Origin of the sequence: Haloarcula sp. Atlit-120R (assembly GCF_003665885.1) — an archaeon.
GTDB classification, from domain to species: domain Archaea; phylum Halobacteriota; class Halobacteria; order Halobacteriales; family Haloarculaceae; genus Haloarcula; species Haloarcula taiwanensis.
In genome coordinates, this window is record NZ_QPLN01000001.1 from 1,188,747 (window position 1) to 1,206,665 (window position 17,919).

Annotated in this window: 21 protein-coding genes and 2 tRNA genes; 13 read left to right on the forward strand and 10 right to left on the reverse strand. The window is 64.1% G+C overall.

Translation table 11 applies throughout. The features are described 5' to 3' along the window. Positions 1-35: 35 nt before the first annotated feature. The gene (locus tag DVK01_RS06150) at positions 36-2,390 is read right to left on the reverse strand and encodes a methyl-accepting chemotaxis protein (RefSeq protein WP_121535923.1); all 2,355 of its coding nucleotides are present in this window, start codon (positions 2,388-2,390) and stop codon (positions 36-38) included. Between the two features lie 254 nt (positions 2,391-2,644). Between DVK01_RS06150 and DVK01_RS06155 the strand changes: the two genes are divergently transcribed. Then, the gene (locus DVK01_RS06155; RefSeq protein ID WP_121535926.1) at positions 2,645-3,019 is read left to right on the forward strand and encodes a YccF domain-containing protein; all 375 of its coding nucleotides are present in this window, start codon (positions 2,645-2,647) and stop codon (positions 3,017-3,019) included. A 3-nt stretch (positions 3,020-3,022) separates the two neighbouring features. On the opposite strand, the gene DVK01_RS06160 is transcribed toward DVK01_RS06155, so the two are convergent. Next, a complete protein-coding gene (locus tag DVK01_RS06160) occupies positions 3,023-3,538 on the reverse strand; it encodes a CNNM domain-containing protein (protein WP_101348841.1) in 516 nt (171 codons plus the stop codon). A gap of 107 nt (positions 3,539-3,645) precedes the next feature. On the opposite strand from DVK01_RS06160, the gene DVK01_RS06165 reads away from it, so the two are divergent. Continuing rightward, positions 3,646-3,966, forward strand: a complete 321-nt coding sequence (locus DVK01_RS06165) for a zinc ribbon domain-containing protein (RefSeq protein ID WP_101348842.1) — start codon at positions 3,646-3,648, stop codon at positions 3,964-3,966. Here the strand turns inward: DVK01_RS06165 and DVK01_RS21815 are convergent, their stop codons facing one another. Together DVK01_RS21815 and DVK01_RS06180 are read right to left on the reverse strand one after the other, a co-directional pair. Continuing rightward, on the reverse strand, positions 3,967-4,806 hold the full coding sequence (locus tag DVK01_RS21815; protein ID WP_158598761.1) for a DUF1109 domain-containing protein: 840 nt from the start codon (positions 4,804-4,806) through the stop codon (positions 3,967-3,969). A gap of 108 nt (positions 4,807-4,914) precedes the next feature. Beyond that, entirely contained in the window at positions 4,915-5,943 is a 1,029-nt protein-coding gene (locus DVK01_RS06180) for a radical SAM protein (protein WP_121511968.1), read from the reverse strand. A 115-nt stretch (positions 5,944-6,058) separates the two neighbouring features. Between DVK01_RS06180 and DVK01_RS06185 the strand changes: the two genes are divergently transcribed. From DVK01_RS06185 to DVK01_RS06205, 5 genes are all read left to right on the forward strand, one after another. Next, positions 6,059-7,399, forward strand: a complete 1,341-nt coding sequence (locus tag DVK01_RS06185) for an MFS transporter (RefSeq protein ID WP_121535935.1) — start codon at positions 6,059-6,061, stop codon at positions 7,397-7,399. A gap of 37 nt (positions 7,400-7,436) precedes the next feature. After that, a complete protein-coding gene (locus DVK01_RS06190) occupies positions 7,437-7,937 on the forward strand; it encodes a phosphate-starvation-inducible PsiE family protein (protein ID WP_121511969.1) in 501 nt (166 codons plus the stop codon). A 43-nt stretch (positions 7,938-7,980) separates the two neighbouring features. Further along, positions 7,981-9,078: a DUF373 family protein gene (locus tag DVK01_RS06195; RefSeq protein WP_121535938.1), complete on the forward strand. Its 1,098-nt coding sequence runs from the start codon at positions 7,981-7,983 to the stop codon at positions 9,076-9,078. Beyond that, entirely contained in the window at positions 9,078-9,374 is a 297-nt protein-coding gene (locus tag DVK01_RS06200) for a hypothetical protein (protein WP_101348848.1), read from the forward strand. Before DVK01_RS06195 ends, DVK01_RS06200 begins: the two co-directional genes overlap by 1 nt. A gap of 54 nt (positions 9,375-9,428) precedes the next feature. Next, positions 9,429-9,533: transfer RNA gene (locus DVK01_RS06205), tRNA-Arg, on the forward strand. A gap of 128 nt (positions 9,534-9,661) precedes the next feature. Here DVK01_RS06205 and DVK01_RS06210 read toward each other — a convergent pair. Beyond that, positions 9,662-10,024 (reverse strand): group 1 truncated hemoglobin, encoded by a 363-nt coding sequence (locus DVK01_RS06210; RefSeq protein WP_101348849.1) that lies wholly within the window; start codon positions 10,022-10,024, stop codon positions 9,662-9,664. A 110-nt stretch (positions 10,025-10,134) separates the two neighbouring features. Next, complete coding sequence (locus tag DVK01_RS06215) at positions 10,135-11,592, reverse strand: hypothetical protein (protein WP_101348850.1); 1,458 nt, start codon at positions 11,590-11,592, stop codon at positions 10,135-10,137. Positions 11,593-11,737: 145 nt separating this feature from the next. On the opposite strand from DVK01_RS06215, the gene DVK01_RS06220 reads away from it, so the two are divergent. Both DVK01_RS06220 and DVK01_RS06225 read left to right on the forward strand, forming a co-directional pair. Further along, a complete protein-coding gene (locus tag DVK01_RS06220; RefSeq protein WP_121511974.1) occupies positions 11,738-12,190 on the forward strand; it encodes a TRAM domain-containing protein in 453 nt (150 codons plus the stop codon). A gap of 62 nt (positions 12,191-12,252) precedes the next feature. After that, positions 12,253-13,035: an SDR family oxidoreductase gene (locus tag DVK01_RS06225; protein ID WP_121535941.1), complete on the forward strand. Its 783-nt coding sequence runs from the start codon at positions 12,253-12,255 to the stop codon at positions 13,033-13,035. Between the two features lie 21 nt (positions 13,036-13,056). Here the strand turns inward: DVK01_RS06225 and DVK01_RS06230 are convergent, their stop codons facing one another. Next, on the reverse strand, positions 13,057-14,049 hold the full coding sequence (locus tag DVK01_RS06230; protein ID WP_121535944.1) for a mannose-1-phosphate guanylyltransferase: 993 nt from the start codon (positions 14,047-14,049) through the stop codon (positions 13,057-13,059). Positions 14,050-14,131: 82 nt separating this feature from the next. Then, positions 14,132-14,416: a hypothetical protein gene (locus DVK01_RS06235; protein ID WP_101348853.1), complete on the reverse strand. Its 285-nt coding sequence runs from the start codon at positions 14,414-14,416 to the stop codon at positions 14,132-14,134. Between the two features lie 177 nt (positions 14,417-14,593). On the opposite strand from DVK01_RS06235, the gene DVK01_RS06240 reads away from it, so the two are divergent. After that, positions 14,594-15,538 (forward strand): replication factor A, encoded by a 945-nt coding sequence (locus DVK01_RS06240; RefSeq protein ID WP_121535947.1) that lies wholly within the window; start codon positions 14,594-14,596, stop codon positions 15,536-15,538. Continuing rightward, positions 15,539-16,153 carry an RPA family protein gene (locus tag DVK01_RS06245; RefSeq protein ID WP_121535950.1) on the forward strand — a complete coding sequence of 205 codons (615 nt, stop codon included), beginning with the start codon at positions 15,539-15,541 and terminating at the stop codon, positions 16,151-16,153. It begins immediately after the preceding gene. A 35-nt stretch (positions 16,154-16,188) separates the two neighbouring features. Here the strand turns inward: DVK01_RS06245 and DVK01_RS06250 are convergent, their stop codons facing one another. Then, a complete protein-coding gene (locus tag DVK01_RS06250; RefSeq protein ID WP_101348856.1) occupies positions 16,189-16,617 on the reverse strand; it encodes a VOC family protein in 429 nt (142 codons plus the stop codon). A 133-nt stretch (positions 16,618-16,750) separates the two neighbouring features. Here DVK01_RS06250 and DVK01_RS06255 point away from each other — a divergent pair, with 133 nt between their 5' ends. After that, the gene (locus DVK01_RS06255) at positions 16,751-17,185 is read left to right on the forward strand and encodes a CopG family transcriptional regulator (RefSeq protein ID WP_004515935.1); all 435 of its coding nucleotides are present in this window, start codon (positions 16,751-16,753) and stop codon (positions 17,183-17,185) included. Here the strand turns inward: DVK01_RS06255 and DVK01_RS06260 are convergent. Continuing rightward, on the reverse strand, positions 17,177-17,629 hold the full coding sequence (locus tag DVK01_RS06260; protein WP_004590290.1) for a DUF5814 domain-containing protein: 453 nt from the start codon (positions 17,627-17,629) through the stop codon (positions 17,177-17,179). The two genes, DVK01_RS06255 and DVK01_RS06260, sit on opposite strands and share 9 nt — an antisense overlap. A 179-nt stretch (positions 17,630-17,808) precedes the next feature. Between DVK01_RS06260 and DVK01_RS06265 the strand changes: the two genes are divergently transcribed. Beyond that, positions 17,809-17,879: transfer RNA gene (locus DVK01_RS06265), tRNA-His, on the forward strand. Positions 17,880-17,919 lie beyond the last annotated feature (40 nt).

The window sequence follows — 17,919 nt, forward strand, 5'->3', positions numbered from 1 at the left end:
CCGACCGCGGCTATCGGCTGCTGGACGTTGACGGCTCAGTCGTCCCCTGTCGACTCTGCTCCCGTTCGGTCCTCGACGGCCGTCTCGAACACGTCAGTCCCACTGTCGATAGTGTCGGATTCGTCGACGGTGAACGTTTCCAGCAACTGCCCGAGGTCGGTGGCGCGGTCGGAGAGGTTCGCGACGGATGACTCGACGTCATCGACGGCCTCGACCTGCTCGGTCGCCGCGTCGGCGACGGCGGCCGCTTCGACAGCCGTGTCGTCGCTGATGTCGCCGACCCCTTCAACCATCGAGACGACCTCTTGTGTCGACTCAGCCTGCTCGTCTGTCGCGCGGTCGATCTCTCGCATCCCGCTGGTCGCACCCTCGATATCGCCGACGATGTCGTCGAACGCATCGAGGGCATCGCCGACCGTCTCGGTTCCAGTATCGACTTTCGACTGTGTGGCGTGCATCTCGTCGACAGTGCGCTCGACCTGCTGACGCATCTCGCCGATAGCGGCCTCGATATCGTCGGTCGCTGTCACCGTCTCGTCGGCGAGCGCTTTCACCTCGTCGGCAACGACGGCAAAGCCGTCGCCATCGCCTTCACTTCCGGCTCGGGCGGCCTCGATGTTGGCGTTCAGCGCGAGCATCGTCGTCTGGTCGGCGATGTCAGTGATGAGGTCGGTAACGGATTCGATTTCACCCATCAGTGCGTCGAGTGCTTCGACCTGTGTGACAGTCTGGTCTGTCGACCGTTCGATCTCGTCGAGCGCCGTCGCCGCGCGCTCGGCAGCAGCTCGTCCGCTTTGTGACCGGCTGAGCGCTTCGTCAGCCCGGTCTCTGACCGTGTCAGCGGCGGTGGACACCTCCTCGACAGTCGCCGAAAGGTCTTCGAGTTCCGTCCAGACGGTTTCGAGCTTCTCCGACTGCGTCTCTGCCCCGTCGGCCATCTCTGCGGCCGAGGATTTCACGCTGGTACTGCGGTCCTGAACTGCGTCGACGTTCTCCGAGACGGTCTCGGTTGCGGTGTCGACGGCCTCACTGAACGCTCGGACCTCGCGGATGGTGTCTTCCCACTCGTCGAGCAGGTCGTTGTAGGCTGTTGCGATCCGGGCCATCGACTCGGCGTCAGCGTCGGACGACATCCGTGCTGTCAGGTCGCCGTCGGCGCACGCAGCCATGACCTCGGCGTAGTCTTCGGCGCGGTTCTGGAGCCTATCGCTGAGTGTCTCCGCGGCTTTGCGAGCCGCTTCTGCCTCTTCTTTCGCCGACTCGGCCTCTTCTCTGGCGGATTCGGCGTTCTCCCTGGCCGCCTCCGCGTCAGCGATCTGCTCGCGGAGCGACTGCCCCATCTCGTCGAAGGCGGTGAACAGCTGTCCGATTTCGTCGGACCGAGATGTCTCGAGCGTCACGTCGAGGGTGCCTGCGCGCATCTCGTCGGCCGTCGTTGCGAGTTCAGAGAGAGCTGTCGCCGAGCGCCTGCTCATCGCAACGGTCACGCCGCCGAGGATCACTATTGCGGAGATGAGCGTCAGGAGGAGACTGGTCGCAATCTGGTTACGGAGGGCATAGGCGCTCGATGCAGGCACTTGTGTCACGACCGTCCACCGGATGCTGTCGAGGCTCGAATACCCGTACACTGTCTCCGATGACTGGGTAAAGCCGTTGCCGCCCTCGCGTGTGACCGTAGTGACGGCCTCGCCCGGTATACTGTTGCCGACGACAGCCGTTCCCTCCGGTCCGAGAATCGTCGTCTCGCTGTCGGCCAGCGACCCACGGAACGATTCGGTACGCGCGGAGAGGTTCGCCTCAACGACGATGACGTGTTCCGTGTTCTGCGGCGCGGAGCTGACGAACGCCAGGACGCTGTCGTTTGTTACCGGTGACTTGTAGGGCTCTTCTGGGACAACGACAGTCCCGGACGTATCTGTCTCGTTGTCGATAGCTGCCATCTCCGACCCCCATGGAACGTTGAGGGATGCAAGTGTCTCCCCGCGGACCCCGCTCGCGGTGCTCGCCTCGACCGTGCCGTCCGAGGCTTGCACGTAGTGGACGGCGACGAACTCCGAGGTGAGGTCGCTCGATTCCAGCAGGAGGTAGTCCCTGATGACGCTCGGTTGCCCGTTCTGGAACTCCTTGACCGACGAGAGCGTCTGGGTCTGCCGTCGGAAGCCGTCGACCCAGTTGTCGAGCCCGTCAGCCTGTAACTCGGCGGTCGAGACGACCTGTGTCTCCACTCGCTGGTCGAGCGTTCGCGTCGTATCGGTGTAAAACACTGCCCCGATTCCGCCGGCAACCAGGACCGCCACCAGCACTGCGGCCACGAACTTCCGGACGAAACTCTCTCGCACAGCGGCCGGGACGAGGTGGGCGATTCGGGGGCGGGCATCTCGGCTTACCATTCGTCCGGCGATTTCCAGTTATCGTACAAAAAACTACGAGATATATAGAGATACTGACAGAGGCATATACGAATGATTTGCCCGGGAAATCGGCGATTTGTGGGCTGAAATGTCACTATCTGTAACTGCTTGTCCGATGTGCTGACATTCCTGGCCGCCGCCCCAGTTTCAGATTCGATATCGGCGGTGCGGTGTTACCACAGTCGTCTCCCTTCGAACCGGAGACTTATGCTGGCAGGTATGGTAGTGCCGATATGAGTGAACAGCGGTCTCTCTTCGTCAGGGCGGTGTGGTTCCTGCTCGTCGGCTGGTGGGTGACCGGCATCTGGCTTTCAGTCGCGTGGTTCCTGAACGTCACAATCATCGGCCTCCCGCTGGGCATCAAAATGATAAACAAGGTGCCGCTGGTGCTGACGCTCAAGCGACGTGATCGGCTTGTCACGGAGAGTGCTGGCGGCTCGCAGCACTCACTGCTCGTCCGGGCGATCTGGTTCGTCTTCGTTGGCTGGTGGGCCAGTGGCGTCTGGACCGGTGTCGTGTACGCGCTGTCGTTGACAATCGTCGGCCTGCCGCTGGCAATCTGGATGTACAACAGACTCCCGTTCGTCGTTTCGCTGTACCAGTACTGACGGTCACTCCAGATACGGCTTTTCGATGTCCGTTTCACCGGTGATGAGTGCGGTTATCCGGCCAGTGATGCCATCGAACACGGTGATAAGCGGAGAGAGTACGCGCTCGACGAGTCGGACGGGCGACGCGACAGTTAGTGCCCACGCCTGTGCGTTGCCGAGGCCGAACGCCTTGGGCACGATCTCCCCGAAAATCAGGATGAGGACGCTCGTCACGACCGTGGTTGCAACGACCGCCGGTCCGGGCGAGAGATAGCTCGCGACGAGGACGGTGATGATGCTCGAAATCGCGATGTTGACGATGTTGTTGCCGACCAACAGCGTCACCAGTAGTCGGTGGGGGTTATCGTACAGTTCCTGCAGCACCTGCGCCCGTCGTTCCCCCGTCGCTGCCTGTTGTGCTATCCAGTCTTTTTGCAGCGAAAACACTGCTATCTCCGAACTGGAAAAGAACGCGCTCAGTCCGAGAAGCAAGACCACAGCGAGGACGCTACCGACTGCCACGATAGGACCACTCATACCCCGTCTTCAGCGAGACGAGGCAAGAAGGCGTCGACGCCGTCTGACGGCCCGCAAGCCGACAGATGCGGCGAAGGATACTCGACTGTCCAGTTCATTGTGAGCATATGGCACTCGGCCAGGTGGAACTGGCGTTGCGCGTCATCGCTGGCCTATTCGTCATCGTCGCGCCGACGCTGCTGTTTCTGGGGCTATGGCGCGGCCTCGAAGCGATGCGTGACGACGAACTCATCCAGCAGGTCCACCAACACGCTGAGATGCAGGACCAGTCGCTGACTGGCCCTGACTGGCCGGCCGACGCAATCCTTGACGATGAGTCGTCGCCGCTGTCGGAGACCAGTCTGTCAGTCGTAACCTGTGCCACCTGCGGCACGCCGAACATGGAAGACGCCAGCTACTGTCAGGAGTGTCTCACAGAACTGGAGTAGTCAGTCTATCGTGTCGCTCTGGCTGACCTGCACCACCAGCGTTGGCTCAGAGCGCTCCGTACTGCAGTCGTGTCCCTGTTCGATGGCGTACGTTTGTGACTCCGTCCGGTTCGGGTCAATCGGTAACTCAGCCCTGACGGCGTAGGACTTTGTCGCCGAAGCGCCGATAGTGTCCTCGTCCCACTTGATATCGGTGTTTATGAACACGCTGTCATCCGGATGTTCTGTCGGGCCGACCAGACAGCCCGAAAGTGAGGGGAGATCTAGCGCCCGCAGAAACGGAGAGGGGTTCGACGCGGTAACGGTCCCGACCTCTGCCTCGATGTACGGGTACCTGTTCGGGGTGTGTTCCGTCTCCGGGACCGACACGGTGACCGACTCGTTTGTCTGCACATCGTAGGCCACCCCGCCGCTGAGCGCGTCGGCACCCACGAGTCCAGCACTCACGATGAGGAGGCCGCCGAGGGCGGCCGCCGCCGTTCGCTGCGACGGCGTCGGAATCCCTGCCCGGAGCGCGTAGCCGAACCCGACGAACAGTCCCGCGGACATGGCGAGCAACAGGAACGTTCCCGTCTCGCCGGGCGAATACCGAACGACGACGTAGCCGACGAACACGACGTAGGTCACCCCACTGAGGGCGAAGGCAACGACGTCAAGTACGTCTCGTTCGAGGGCTACACCCGCAACGAACAGTGCGATAAAGGCCAGCAACAGCAGCGCCGCTTTCACGGTTATCGAGAGGTCGAACACGACATCACGGACAAAATACAGGAGCGCAGCCGCGGCGAACAGGACACCGAGTGCGTACAGGAGTTTGCCGCTGTCGATACCAAAGCGCATCGAGCGTACCCTCACTTCTCTGAGGCGGGACATAAACCCACGTCCTGACAGCACAACGTCTCTTTCCGACTCTCTCAGGCACGCTGCAACGAACCACGGGGTGGCTTGCTAATCGTCCGCAGTTGCCCGCCCGCTATCCGCGCCGCCGGCCAGCGGTGTCCGCTCGACGACCGTCCCGTCGTAGGTCGGGTACTGCTCGACGATTTCGCCCTTGTCGAGGTCGCCCTCTTCGACCATTTCCTCAAGCAGCCACCAGGCCAGCTCGACGTGCTCGGATTTGACAGTGTAGTACTCTTCGGGGACGCCGAGTGCCTCCAGCCGCGCCTCAGAGGTCCACGCCTTCCCGTAGACGAGCGTCCCGTCCTCGGTCACGTCGTCGAACGGACGCCGGATGTTTCGGGCCATCCGCTTGAGCCGCGAGCGGTGCTGGGCGGCGTCCTTGAAGACGCTCGTACAGAAGTACACCTTCTCGTGGTCGCCCATTTTCTCGAGGATGTCGTGGGACCCCTCGACGGCGCTCATGTGGTCCTCTTTCAGTTCGAAGCCTTCCTCCTGCATCCGGCGGTAGTTCCCGTCGGACATCTCGAACTCGTTGATGTTACAGAAGTCGGCCGCGCCCTCGTCTAAGAATTCGAGGAACTCCTCCTCGGCGCGGATGCCCGGGATCTCGAAGGCGGGGGTCAGCCCCTCCTCGCGGGCGATGTAGAGGATGTCCTCCCACTCGGTCCCGTGGAGGTCGCCCCACTGCTCTAAGGGCGGGTGGAAGCGAATCTCGTCGAGGCCGGCTTCCGAGAGGCGGCGCATGTTCTCGCGGCCGCCGGTGATACCGGTGTAGAGGTGCGTGTGGTGGTCCTCGCCGAACTCGTCTTTCAGCAGTTCCAGATAGTGACAGGTCCGGTCGAGGACTTCCTGCGGCTCGCCGCCTGTGATCGAGGTGCCAAGCGCGCTCATGCGCTTTGCCTCCTCGATGACGTCCGAATCGTCCTCGACGGGCCGCTCGTTGGCGTACATCTGGGTGACGTTCTTGCGGTTCTCCCCGAGGGGACAGTAGAAGCAGTCTCGCTGGTCGCAGTAGCCGTAGACGAACAGCACCATCTTGCCGCCTTTGGCGCACTGTTCGCAGCCCTCGGAAATCATTGTCTCTAGCCACCGCTCCCAGCGGGAAAAAGCGTGCGCATCGTGCTCGGCGTGCGAGATGAGCCCACGGCCCGGCCCCGGCGCGCTTATCCGCCGTCCCGACGCAGGGGCTGGTATGACAGACACCGGGACCACAAGCACCGGGTCCCAACGCCGCGCCCTTGCGGTCGTTTTCTTCGTCGTTTTCCTGGATTTGCTGGGCTTTGGCATCGTCATCCCCATACTCCCGTACTACACCCGGTCGTTCCCGGGCGGGACGGAGTTCGTCATCGGATTGCTCGCGGCCTCCTACTCCGCGATGCAGTTCGTCTTCGCGCCGCTACTTGGCTCGTTGTCCGACCGCGTGGGCCGCCGCCCGGTGCTTGTGGTGTCGCTGTGTGGCTCCGTCGTCGCGTGGACGGTGTTCGGGCTGGCCGACGCGCTGTGGCTGCTGTTCGTCTCCCGGATGCTTGCCGGCGCGATGGGCGGGAACCTCTCGACGGCCCAGGCCTACGTGGCCGACGTGACGCCGCCGGAGCGACGCGCCGCGGCGCTGGGGTTCATCGGAGCCGCCTTCGGTCTGGGGTTCATCTTCGGCCCCGGCATCGGCGCGGTGTTGAGCTTCGACGCCACGGTCGCCGCCGTCGACGCGCTCGTGCCGGCGGCCGTTCCCGTCTCCCGGTTCTCGCTCCCGAGCTTCGCCGCCGCGGCCGCGAGCCTCTGTGGCGTCGTCGTCGCCCTCCTGTTTCTCCCCGAATCCAGGCCCGCCTCGGGGACCGCGACGGCGACCGGCCGCCCCTCGGCGCTCTCACAGCTCCGGACGGCGGTGGCGACCCCCGGCCTCCGCCCGTTGCTGGCGGCCTTCTTCCTCGTCTCCTTTGCCTTCTCGGGCGTGCAGGTGATGTTCGTCCCCTACGTCGCCGACATCTACGGCTACACCGCGGCCCAGAGCGCGCTCCTTTTGACCTACATCGGCGTCCTCGCGGTCATCACGCAGGGAGTCCTCGTCGGCCGCCTCTCGGCCCGGTACAGCCCGGTCCGGCTCTCGCTGTTCGGGACCGGCCTGCTCGTCGTCGGCGTCGGTGCCATCCCGACCTCGCGGGCCATCGGCTCGGTCCTGCCCGACCTGACCGCACTCGTCCCGTTTCTCACCGCCGACCTGCTCGGCCTCCTGTTCGTACTGACGCTGCTGCCGCTTGGCAACGGTATCCTCTCGGTGACGCTGACGGCGTTGGTCTCCCAGCGGGCCGGCGCAGCCGTCCAGGGGAGCGCCTTCGGTATCACGCAGGGGGCCGGCAGCCTCGCCCGGACCGTCGGCCCGCCGGTCATGGGCGGGCTGTACTTCGCCGTCGGCTACTGGTCGCCGTTCGTCGTCGGCAGCGTCCTGTTGCTCCCGGTGCTGTGGCTCGTTGCTAGACTGGGAACGACACCGGAGGCTTACGAGCCGCGACCGTCAGACCCGGGCCACGCCAGATAGGGACCGCTTTGAATGGGCTGGGGTTCGTTTCGTGTGTATGGATGATGAGGAGGCCGACCCCGTCGGCGGGACGCTACCGAAAGCGGAGACACTCGACGACAGGGTGCTGGGCTACAGCGAAACGGCCATCCGCTACGTCGAGGTGGTCGCGGCGCTGGTGCTCGTCCTGCTCTTTGCCATCGGCGTGTTCGACCTGGGGCTGCAGATATTCCAGAGCGCCGCCCGGGGAGATATCACCGACCCGCTGGTCGTCGTTGGCTTCATCGACACTGCTCTCCTCCTGTTTATTATCGTCGAGGTGTACCAGACCGTCGTCGCCTACACACAAGAGAGCGAGACCCGGCGCATCGTCCGCTTGGTCATCTACACGGGCGTCATCGCCATGGTCCGGAAGGCCATCATTTTCCGCACCGGCGAGTACAGCTCTGAACAGGCCGCTCTCCTCGCTGCCGGGGCGTACACGCTCATCATCCTCGGCCTCGCGGCGCTATTGCTCGTCGAACGCCGGACCCGTGGACCGTCGACGGAACCGGGGTAGCGGTCCCGAAAGAAGTTAAACACAGACGGCGTAGCGCCGACAGATGCTGCTGGTGCTGTGTATCGACCTCGACGACGACCTCGGCCGCAAGACCGGCATCGAGACGCCCGTCATCGGGCGCGATGCCGTCGTGGACGCAGCGGTGGCGCTGGCCTCGAACGACCCGGAGGACTCCGACGTGAACGTCCTCTTCGAGGGCGTTCACATCTACGACGACATCACCGACGAGCCGGTCGAAGTCGCGGCCGTCACCGGCGTCGACGGGAGCGATGTCGCCGCCAACCGCGCGGTCGGCGAGGAGGTCGATACTGTTCTCGCGTCGCTGGCGGCCAGTGAGGATGTCCGGGCACTCCTCGTCACCGACGGCGCACAGGACGAGTCGGTGGTCCCCGTTATCCGCTCGCGGGTTCGCATCGACGGCGTCCGCCGCGTCGTCGTCCGGCAGGCCCAGAATCTCGAATCGATGTACTACACCATCAAGCAGGTGCTTGATGACCCGGAAACCCGCGGCACAATTCTGGTGCCGCTGGGTATTCTCCTGCTCATCTACCCGTTGACAATCGCTATTGAAGCGCTGGGCTACCCCGGCTCTGCGCTCGGTGTCATCTCCGGCCTGCTCGGACTCTACATTCTCGCCCGAGGCCTCGGTGCCGAGAAGATACTGGACGAAGCGGTCGAGCGAACGACCGCCGGACTGTACGCCGGGCGCGTGACGATTATCACCTACGTCGTTGCGGCCGCACTCCTTGCTATCGGCGGCGTCAACGGCGTTCAGGAACTCGGACGCCAGACGGACCCCGATGCACTCGAAGTCATCGCGTCGCTGGTGTCGGGCGCGATCCAGTGGTTCGCCGCCGCCGGCATCACCTCCAGCCTCGGCCGGGTGACCGACGAGTATCTCGACGGGAGCTTCCGGTGGCGATATCTCAACGCCCCCTTCTACGTCCTCTCGATCGCCCTCGTGTTACACGCCGTCAGCGCCTTCTTCCTCGGCACTCAGGACTTGGAGTATCTCGCCATAATGCTCACCGGCGGGACGCTGCTCGGGCTGGTCAGTACGCTGGCCTTTGCCGTCGTGGAGGCCCGCTTCGACCGCCCCGAACAGCACAATCAAGGCCCCGGGGGCCCCTCATCCGAATAATGTACGTCTCTCGTGCCGTCGAGAGTTTGCGCGCGGACCCAGTCGACGGCGAACCCGTCGATCTGGTTCTCGAAACGGCTGACGGTGCTGACCCCGAGCGCGTTGCCGCCGCCGCGGAGGCCGCCGGTGCGACCGTCGAGCGCCGCCTCCAGTTCGACGACCTGCTGGTCTCGGCGACACAGGACGAAATCGACGCCCTCTGTGGTCTGGACGGACTGGCAGCGATTCAGACCGGCAACGTGAACGCCATTACAACGCCCGACGATGTCGAAGAAGACCTCGACCCCCACGACTGACTGGCGACTGTGTTCCGCATTTCTTTTGTCACTACCGGAAGTACACGACAGCGAGGGCACGTAGCTCAGTCCGGATAGAGCGTCGGACTTCTATCTCCGCTGGCGCTGCCATCGGGGGAAGACATCCGACGGTCGTGGGTTCGAATCCCACCGTGCCCGTCCCGCCGCTGAACGATACCGAAGCGTGCCGAAACACACAGGAGGTTCCGCACACGGGAGTCACTGCCTTCGTCTCGTGGTCGAGAAACGCACTCGCCTTTCTGATGAAAAACTGACACGCCGGTGGGCTACGCCTCCACGATGTCGTCTTCCATGGCAGCGACTTCGGTGAGGATTGCTTCGATGTCGTCGTCGGGGACGCCGTTCTCGCGGAGCGCGGTTTCGAGATGGGAGGCGACACTGGCGAAGGCGTCCTCTGTGATCCCCATGCCCTCGTGGGCGGTCTGCATATCGTCCCCGTCGTAGTCGACCGGCCCGCCGGTGACGGCGCTGATGAACTGCGCCTGGTGGCTGCGAAGTTGGTCCATGTCGGTCTCCTCGAAGTACGGTTCGAGCAGCGGGTCGTCAAGCACGCGGTCGTAAAAATCCGAGACCACCGCCTCGACCGCGTCGCGACCGCCGATCCGCTCGAAGATGGACTGTGATGCCATTGCTGGAGGGCACGGAAGCGGTCGACATGACGGTTGTGGAAGAACATATTCGGGTCGGTCGTCGCCGCGGCCGCGCCGACGTTCCCGGCTCGAACGACGCCTATCTGGAGCTACGGCCGTTCCAGCCGTCGCTGGCGAGAGACCAGCACCACCGTCAGCATACCGAGCGTCCCGAGGACGGTCCACTCTCCATGGCGGTCGGTGACAGGTCGTGCAGTACCGACGCCGGCCCCGGACCTGTCCCCGGCGCTGGTCGCCGTGGTGGCGCGCTCGAGTGCCGGCGCGGCGTTCATCGGCCGCTCGGTCGTGTCTGCCGACCCGCTCCGTCGCGGGCTGAGGTCTATGAGCGCGTCCATCGGGACCGACGGTGCGTCGCCAGTGACGGCCCGCCGAACGAATGCATCGAGGTCCGTCCCGGCGACGGCTGACACCGTCTCGGCGAACAGCGCGAGAGTGACGCGGTCGTCCTGCTGCATCAGCCTGCCGAGGACGGCTTCGAACGTCCGGCGACCGTCGGTCGTCTGTCGGAGGCGGGCGTCGATGGCTGCGACGACGCGCGTTCCCTTGTGGTACTGCGGCCCGGGGCCGTCCCAGCTGTCGGGCCGTGTCAGGTCCGCAGTCTCGTAACGCTCGGTCGTGACCCTGTCCCGGAACCGGTCTTGCCCGATGTCGCCCGCGGTGTAGGTGAGCGCCGCTGTGTGGTAGTCGGCGCTCCCCTCCTCGAGCCACACCATCTCCGGTGTCGCCTCGAACGTCTGTCGGGTGTGGCGGTACTCGTGGACCCAGACGTTGACCGGGGAGCGGACGGGTTCCCCGGCGTTGACGATGACGTCCGGCTCGCCGTTCGAGGGGGCGTACCCGCCCGACGCGAGTTCGTTCGGCGCGACAAACACGCGGATGTGGTCGTGGTCCCGTCCGGCAGTCGAGGCACGCTTCGCATGGCTGATAGAGTCTAGAATGGCGTCTCTGTCGGGCCGCAGCTCCGACGCTGCCGGGACGATGAGCGTGATTCGGTCGCCATCGACCGTCTTGGTTTCTGTCCCGTGGGGACCGATGTAGGCGGCTGTCCTCCCGGCGACACCGCTCTGACCGGGCGCGAGCGCGAGTGACTCGTTCCACGTGGGCCGCGGCCCGACGTGCCAGCGCCAGCGGGCACGCAGTGACACTTCCTGTCTGGCCAATAGCGTCCAGTTGTGGGTGTCGGCGGTCCGCTGGCCGAACGCTGTCGAGAGTCCGACCGGCACGGTGTAGGTCAACCGTGCTGTCCTGGCAGCACCGCTGAGACGCCAGCGGTCGCCATTGGACTGGAGGCCGTCAGCTCTGTGGACTGTCGCCTCCGCTGGCGTCCGCACCGACAGTCCAGTGACGTGTCGTGGGCGATCAATCGTCGCGGTTACCCGGACGTGACCGGTCTGGTTCGGCTCTCTATCGATTGCGTACTCGACGCCAATCGAACTGTCGCCGCCAGCGCTGCCTCGCTCTGGTAGTCCCGATCCGACACCGAGGGCGACCGGGGACGCACAAACCAGAAGGAGACAAACCAGTCCTGTCAACAGCTGCGTTCTCATAGCTCTGGGTGCGACTGAATGCTACGCGACAACCAGCGAGTGGCGGTAAAGTGTGTGCCGGTGAAAATCTCAAAGGTAATAACAGGCTGTGTACCTCGGACACGGGGTCGCAAGCGTTTTGCCAGCGGCCGCGTTATCCCCTGATATGGCCGACTGTCCGCTCGCAGACGACTGTCCCAAATTCACCGAACGAATCCAGGGGATGGGCTGTACCCACTACGGCGACCGCGGCGGTGCAGAGTGGTGCAATCACTACAACCAGCCGATCTCGGAACTCAAGAGCCAGCCGGTCAAGATGGGCGAGGAGGTCACCGTCGACGTCGAGGACATCCACGAGAGCGGGGCCGGTGTCGGGCGGACCGAGGACGGCTTCATCATCATGGTTGACGGCGTGCTCCCCCCGGCCCGTTCGCTGGTCAAGGTGACGAACGTCCACTCGAACCACGCCCGGGCCGAGGAAATCGAGCGCCTGGAGATGGACGAAGCGCCGTCCGAAGCTGAGTCCGGTGAGAGCGACACCGAGACCGACGAGACGGACGACGACCCCGACGATGACGGCCGCCGTCTCGGAAGCCGGGACAACTTCTGGGGCAGCTAGGCCAGTCAGCCGGACCGTTTGCGAGCGGGACTTCTTTGAGCCAGTCAGCCCTTCCTCTGGGTATGGACCTTGAACTCGATGGCAACGCAGCGCTGTGTACCGCCGCGACGAGCGGGCTCGGACTTGCGAGCGCCGAAGCGCTCGCCGCTGAGGGAGCCGATGTGGCTGTCTGTGGTCGGACGCCGGACCACGTCGACGAAGCACGGGGGCGGCTCGAATCAGTCGGTGACGGCGACGTGCTGGCCGTCGAAGCTGACATCACCGACCCCGATCAGATAGCGGCGCTCGTCGAGGAGACCGTCGACACCTTCGGCGGCCTCGACCACGTCGTCACCAGCGCGGGCGGCCCGGCCCCCGGCCCGTTCATGGAGACGACCGAGCGCGAGTGGTACAGCGCCTACGACCTGCTGGTGATGAGCGCCGTCTGGACCACCCGGGCCGCCTACCCGTACCTCAGTGACTCCGAGGCCGGCACCATCGTCAACATCACGTCCCGCTCGGTCCGGGAAGTCATCGACGACCTGGTGCTGTCGAACGCCGTCCGCCGGGCCGTCATCGGCCTGATGAAGACCCAGGCCCGTGAGTTCGCACCCGAGGTTCGCGTGAACGCCGTCCTCCCCGGGGCACACGAGACGCCCCGTATCGAGGAACTGGTTGAGGCCGCCGTCGAGCGCGGCGAGTACGAATCTTACGAGGAGGGCATCGAATCGTGGTCGGACGCGCCGCTCGAACGCGTCGGCCAGCCGGAGGAACTCGGCGACGTGGTGGCGTTCCTCTCGTCGGCCCGCTCGTCGTACGTCACCGGGACGGCGCTCCCGGTCGACGGCGGCGCGATGCGGAGCTGACGGTCCCGACCAGCGGTCCAGTCAGAACCGCTCATCGTCCCGCAGTTTGGCGACCACTTCCCTGACTCGCTGGGCCTCGTCTTTCGGAACGACCAATGTCCGGTCGTCGAAAGAAGCTACCACGAGGTCTTCGACGCCGACGGCGCTGACGTGGCCGTCGCTTGCTAGCACGTTCCCGTCGGCGTCGATGGTCACCGCGTCGCCGAGCACCGCGTTCCGGTCCTGACTGTCGAGGACGCGTTCGAAAGCGTCCCACGACCCCAGGTCGTCCCAGTCAAGCGCCGCCGGAACGACGAAGACGTTCTCGGCGTCTTCGAGGACAGCGTAGTCGATGCTCACCGGATCGACGACGTCGAACGCCGCATCGGCGTCCTCGTCCAGCCGTTCGACCATCGGTGCAAGCGGCGAGGACGCTGCCGCCGACAGGAGGGTCGTCGGCGTCCACGCGAACAGCCCGGCGTTCCAGTAGAATCCCTCCCGGACGTACTCCGTCGCGGTCTCCCGGTCAGGTTTCTCGTGGAATGTTTCGACCGGCGCAAAGCCGTTCTCTGACGGGCCCGGCTTGATGTAGCCGTAACCGGTCGCCGGCCGGTCCGGTTCGATGCCGACGGTGACGATCCCCTCCGTTTCCACTGCGACTCGCGCGGCCGTCCGCCCGACCCGCTCGAACGGCCCCGAAATCCGGTGGTCGCTGGGCAGACACAACAGGACACAGTCGCCGACCTGTTCGCGGATTCGGTGGGCTGCGTACACAAGCGCCGGCCCGGTATCTTTGGGGTCCGGCTCGGTCAACACTGCCGCATTCGGGACGCGCTCTCGGACCCCATCGGCGAATGACTCCCGGGTCAGCACGTAGGTTTCGTCGGCGAACCCCACACGGTTGACAGTCTCGGTGAGTAGTGACTTGTCCGCCCCAAAGGAGAGAAACTGTTTGGGCCGGTCGCTTCGACTCGCCGGATACAGACGTGTGCCGGTCCCGCCGGCCAGAACGAGCGCGACGATTGGTCGCTCCATACTCCGCGTTCAGCCGGCCGGTGCTAAAGTGTTGTACTGGCGACCGAGGGGAGGACCGGCCGAAGCCACTGCCGTCAGCGACTTACCACGTCTCTATGGTGCCGCCCCTGATATCCTCGACACAGCCCTGACAGTCTGGGTTCTCCGCGTCGTAGCAGACTGGCCGTCGCTGCTCGTCCATCGACACCGCGCGGTACTCGGCGTGCCGGCGACAGACGATTCGGGCCCGCCCTTCCTCGTCTCTGGGCAGGCCGGCCTCCGCCGACCGCTTGCCGTTCTTGTAGGCCTTCTTCGCGTCGGAAAGTTGCTGCTCGGCCGACCGCAAGGTCTCCCGGATGAACCGTGCGAGTCGGTCGTCGTCGGCCATACTGACCGTTGTGCCCGGCCACAAATCAATCTTCTCGCGTGGCCCTCACAACTCAATTCGGGGCCGCGACATTCGCACGCAGGTTCACTTTCACTCCGCTGGGCGAGTGTTTATAACCGAAGACGACCAACCATCGAACGTCTCCCAACGAAAACCAGGCGGAGACAGTGACAGCCAATGACTGAGTCAGATTTGCGAACCCACGCGACAGAGATACACGAGCAGTTTTCCGACCAGCTAGAGATTGATGTCGACGACGTCGTCGAGCGTCTCGATACGCTGGTCAACGATTATCAGGTCCCGATCAGCGAGGCCCGCCGGAGCGTCGTCAACACGTACCTCGACGAGGCCGGCATGGACCGCGACCAGCTGGGCAGCGGCGACGGTGGCGGCAACGAGCAGGTGAACGTCGCCGATGTCGACGCCCCCGAGGAGTGGGTCGACGTTCGCGCGACGGTCGTCGAACTCTGGGAGCCGCGCGCCGACGCCGTGGCCCAGGTCGGCCTGCTGGGCGACGAGACGGGCACGATTAAGTTTACGAAGTGGTCGAAGTCCGACCTGCCTTCCCTGGAGGAAGGGAAGTCCTACGCCCTGCGCAACGTCGTCACCGACGAGTACCAGGGGCGCTTCTCCGTGAAGCTCAACCGGACGACCACTATCGAGGAACTCGACGAGGAGATCGAGGTCGGCGACGACAGCGTCGAGGCCGAGGGCGCACTGGTCGACATCCAGTCCGGCTCCGGGCTCATCAAACGCTGTCCGGAGGACGACTGCACGCGCGTCCTCCAGAACGGCCGCTGTAGCGAACACGGCGAGGTCGAAGGCGAGTTCGACCTCCGAATCAAGGGCGTTCTCGATGACGGCGAGGAGGTCACCGAGGTTATCTTCGACGAGGAAGCGACTGAGGAACTGACCGGTATCACCCTCGAAGAAGCGAAGGAGATGGCGATGGACGCGCTCGATACCACAGTCGTCGCCGACGAGATGCGACAGAAGATCCTCGGCCGGTACTACCGCGTTCGCGGCCCGACCTTCGGCCGCTACTTGCTCGCCGACGAGCAGGAACGACTGACCGGGGCCGTGGATGCAGACGAGATTCTTATCAAAGCGAGGTCGATCTAAATGGCGAGTACACCTACCCGCGAGGTCGCACGGCGCGTCTTCGCACGCGAGTTCAACGACGCGAGCTACACGTTCAAGGAATCCGACGACGACCGTGCGCCGGTGTACGTCCTCCTCCCGACCGGCCAGCGCGCCAACCGCGTGTTCCTGGTCGGGACCCTCACCGAGACCGAGGATGTCGGCGAGGATAGCGAGTACTGGCAGGGGCGGGTCGTCGACCCCAACGGCGACACGTTCTTCATGTACGCCGGGCAGTACCAGCCCGACGCGGCGTCGATGCTCCGCGAACTGGAACCGCCCGCCTACGTCGCCGTCGTCGGCAAGCCACGCACCTACGAGACCGACGAGGGCGAGGTGAACGTCTCGATCCGCCCCGAGTCGATCTCGGAGGTCGACGAGGCGACCCGGGACCGCTGGGTCGTGGAGACGGCCGAGCGGACGCTTGATCGGGTCAAGCGGTACAAGGAGGCCGACATGGAGGACCCGGCCACCGACGAGTACATCGCGATGGCCGACGAGGAGTACGAGCAACTGTCAATCGAGAACTATCGGCAGTCGGTCGTCGGCGCGCTGGAGAGCCTACAGGACGAGCAGGCCGAAGCCAGCGCGGACTAACCTCGACGCTGTCGGCGGTTTCTTTGCGACTGGCGTTACGGCTCCAGTAGCTCGATTCGGTTCCCTTCGGGGTCGACGACGAACATGATCGTCGTCCCGCTCTCGGTCGTCTGGGGGCCGCTGAGCGTCTCGACATCGTCGGGCAAGCGGTCGGCGACGGCGTCGAGGTCGTCGACCTCCAGCCCGGGATGGGTCGCTCCCGGCCGATTGAGGTCGGGGTCGGGCATTGCCCCACCCTCCGGCTCGTATGTCGCCAGTTCCAGACGGACGCTGCCGGCGTCGAGGTGGACCAGTTCGGCGCTGGCCCCCTCGATGTCGACAGCGGTTCCAAACGCCTCGTCACCGACCGAAAAGCGGGTCAGTACGTCGAGTCCGAGCGCGTCGCGGTAGAACTCAACGGCGCGGTCCAGGTCGCTGACGATGATGCCGAAGTGGTGGCCGGTTGCGTCGATATCTGTCGCCATCTCTGCCGATACCGAGGTCGGCCGGCTGTTAAATCACGGCGGTTCGACTGTTTCCGGAGACGGCTACCGAGGTGCGGGTCCGGTAGCGTCTGACAAACGATTAAATACGTTGCTGCTAAAACAGTACATAACTATGGGTAACAAAAACAAGACAATCTCCTTTCGCGTCAGCGAGGACAAATTCGAAACCCTCCGCGAAATCGCCGAGGAGCGCGATATCTCGCTCTCTGCAGTTTTTCGTGACTACGTCGACACGCTCGTCTCCCACGACGGCCAGGTGAAGGTCGCGCCGGAACACGAGTTCGAGGACGACGCAACCGAGACCAGCACCGAGAGCTTCCCCCCGAAGGTCGAAGTACCCAAGAGCTTCGTCCGCGAGCACGAACGACTCGAACTCGAAGCCGAGCACCTCCGCGAACAACTGGAAGAACACAAGCGCTACGTCACCAAGCTCCGGCAGCAACTCGACGAAATGGATCAGGACGAGGTCATCCACCTCGAAGACCTTGACCAGGGCGAGGAAGAGGACGCCTCCTATCGCATCGGCAGTTTCGACGACTTAGAGTAACCGCTGGCGTTTCTGTTGCACGTCTTCGGCTACGTCGTCTCGCCCGTCGACGTCGGCCAGGGTTTCCACGGCTTCTAACGTTCTGACGGAGTTATCGAGGAAGGAGAGCACGTCACCCGGATAGGCATACAGCATGTAGTCGTCGCTCATCACGTCGACGATGGCGTCCGGTCCCATTCCCTGTTCGCGGAGTTCCAGCAGGTACGAAATAAACTTCCGCTCGGCACAGCCACAGTGGGGGTTGGCCTCACAGTCACAGTCCAGAAAGTCTTCAGCGAAATCGAGGACTCGCTCTCTGGAGGCTTCGTCGAGCTTTGCCAACCCCTCGCCCTGAAACAGGATGTCCAGCGTCGCACCCTTGAACGCGCCCTTTGGGAAGCTCGTCTCTAGCTGGGAGGCAAGCTGCTGGTGGTTCTTGACGTAGATTTTGTCCGTGATGGCCACGCGTGCCCCTCTGTACGCGTCGGCTGTGTAAAAGCGTCTCGAAGCAGCCGGTGACCTAGTCGAAACCCACTCCGAACCGATGTGCAACCGCTGTCATGCGCTCTCACGACTCACTGGTTTCCAGATTCGTAACGTATTTCTGTTCCAGCGGAATATCTACGAATGCTTCAGCGAGCGTGTCCGGGTTGGGGTAGTGGTATCCTTCAGCCTTGTGGTGGCTGAGACGTGGGTTCAATTCCCGCACCCGGACTGTATAAATTTTCTTATATGTCTTGAACCGAGGACATCGG

Bases quoted from the DNA above. Each gene is read 5' to 3' on its own strand.
- DVK01_RS06235 (WP_101348853.1), bottom strand. From the start codon at position 14,416: ATGGCCGACGACGACCGACTCGCACGGTTCATCCGGGAGACCTTGCGG.
- DVK01_RS06160 (WP_101348841.1), bottom strand. From the start codon at position 3,538: ATGAGTGGTCCTATCGTGGCAGTCGGTAGCGTCCTCGCTGTGGTCTTG.
- DVK01_RS06250 (WP_101348856.1), bottom strand. From the start codon at position 16,617: ATGGCGACAGATATCGACGCAACCGGCCACCACTTCGGCATCATCGTC.
- DVK01_RS06225 (WP_121535941.1), top strand. From the start codon at position 12,253: ATGGACCTTGAACTCGATGGCAACGCAGCGCTGTGTACCGCCGCGACG.
- DVK01_RS06155 (WP_121535926.1), top strand. From the start codon at position 2,645: ATGAGTGAACAGCGGTCTCTCTTCGTCAGGGCGGTGTGGTTCCTGCTC.
- DVK01_RS06210 (WP_101348849.1), bottom strand. From the start codon at position 10,024: ATGGCATCACAGTCCATCTTCGAGCGGATCGGCGGTCGCGACGCGGTC.
- DVK01_RS06165 (WP_101348842.1), top strand. From the start codon at position 3,646: ATGGCACTCGGCCAGGTGGAACTGGCGTTGCGCGTCATCGCTGGCCTA.
- DVK01_RS21815 (WP_158598761.1), bottom strand. From the start codon at position 4,806: ATGCGCTTTGGTATCGACAGCGGCAAACTCCTGTACGCACTCGGTGTC.
- DVK01_RS06180 (WP_121511968.1), bottom strand. From the start codon at position 5,943: ATGATTTCCGAGGGCTGCGAACAGTGCGCCAAAGGCGGCAAGATGGTG.
- DVK01_RS06195 (WP_121535938.1), top strand. From the start codon at position 7,981: ATGCTGCTGGTGCTGTGTATCGACCTCGACGACGACCTCGGCCGCAAG.
- DVK01_RS06215 (WP_101348850.1), bottom strand. From the start codon at position 11,592: ATGAGAACGCAGCTGTTGACAGGACTGGTTTGTCTCCTTCTGGTTTGT.
- DVK01_RS06190 (WP_121511969.1), top strand. From the start codon at position 7,437: ATGGATGATGAGGAGGCCGACCCCGTCGGCGGGACGCTACCGAAAGCG.
- DVK01_RS06245 (WP_121535950.1), top strand. From the start codon at position 15,539: ATGGCGAGTACACCTACCCGCGAGGTCGCACGGCGCGTCTTCGCACGC.
- DVK01_RS06230 (WP_121535944.1), bottom strand. From the start codon at position 14,049: ATGGAGCGACCAATCGTCGCGCTCGTTCTGGCCGGCGGGACCGGCACA.
- DVK01_RS06150 (WP_121535923.1), bottom strand. From the start codon at position 2,390: ATGGTAAGCCGAGATGCCCGCCCCCGAATCGCCCACCTCGTCCCGGCC.
- DVK01_RS06240 (WP_121535947.1), top strand. From the start codon at position 14,594: ATGACTGAGTCAGATTTGCGAACCCACGCGACAGAGATACACGAGCAG.
- DVK01_RS06200 (WP_101348848.1), top strand. From the start codon at position 9,078: ATGTACGTCTCTCGTGCCGTCGAGAGTTTGCGCGCGGACCCAGTCGAC.
- DVK01_RS06220 (WP_121511974.1), top strand. From the start codon at position 11,738: ATGGCCGACTGTCCGCTCGCAGACGACTGTCCCAAATTCACCGAACGA.
- DVK01_RS06185 (WP_121535935.1), top strand. From the start codon at position 6,059: ATGACAGACACCGGGACCACAAGCACCGGGTCCCAACGCCGCGCCCTT.
- DVK01_RS06255 (WP_004515935.1), top strand. From the start codon at position 16,751: ATGGGTAACAAAAACAAGACAATCTCCTTTCGCGTCAGCGAGGACAAA.